The sequence below is a fragment of the Haloarcula sp. Atlit-47R genome, assembly GCF_003665985.1.
In the GTDB taxonomy this organism is placed as follows: Archaea; Halobacteriota; Halobacteria; order Halobacteriales; family Haloarculaceae; genus Haloarcula; species Haloarcula taiwanensis.
The window spans coordinates 1-726 of sequence record NZ_QPLQ01000019.1; the positions used below are offsets into that span (position 1 = coordinate 1).

Sequence of the window (726 nt, forward strand, 5' to 3'; positions counted from 1 at the left end):
GTTGTAGTATCGCACAAATTGTATGAACCACTCGCGGACGCTTCCGTGACTGCCGACCCACGAATTATGGAAGCGGTCGACTCGCATTTTGAGAGTATGAAACCACGTTTCGATGTAGGTTCGCTCAACGTAGTCAAGACGACCGCTCAGTCCTAATCGAGAGAGTGCAGTCTGATAGCTGTAGCCATCAACGAGAAACACAGCATCTGAAAGATCGTGTTTCTCCGAGAGTCGATGGAGAAACGCAGCAGCCGGGTCGGTACCATGTCGTCCAAACAACTCGACATCGAGAATCAGCTTTGTCTCGATGTCTATTGCAGCGTACAACCAAGACCACTCGCCATTGATTTTGACAGCAGTCTCGTCAACCGCAACCCGCTTCGGCTTCGCCTCAGGCGGGTTGTGACCGCTATCAGCCAGCCGATGTACCCAGTCCCAAACAGCTTGGTGAGAGCGTTCAATGCCGAGATATCGAAGAATCTGTTTTATCTCTCTGAGTGAACAACCGGTCGTGTGGAGCTGGACGGCGAACGACCTGACGAGTATCGCCGTCCGCTCACGCTCCCACGTTTCTTTTAAATCTGTCGCAAAGTACTCACTGAGCAGGTCTGCGGGCTTCATCCCAAACATACTCAACGACCTGCTCGTGCCTCAAACTGGCTTAACTAGACTTCCTGTTGATTGAGTATCTGAATAAGTCATATAATTCATACATCTCCATTCATT

Annotated in this window: 1 protein-coding gene; it reads right to left on the reverse strand. The window is 50.3% G+C overall.

The window, feature by feature from the left end; all coding sequences use genetic code 11:
• Window positions 1-621, reverse strand: a 621-nt coding sequence (locus DVK00_RS20630) for an IS6 family transposase (protein WP_121578509.1), incomplete at its 3' end; no start/stop codon positions are given.
• Window positions 622-726: the final 105 nt, after the last annotated feature.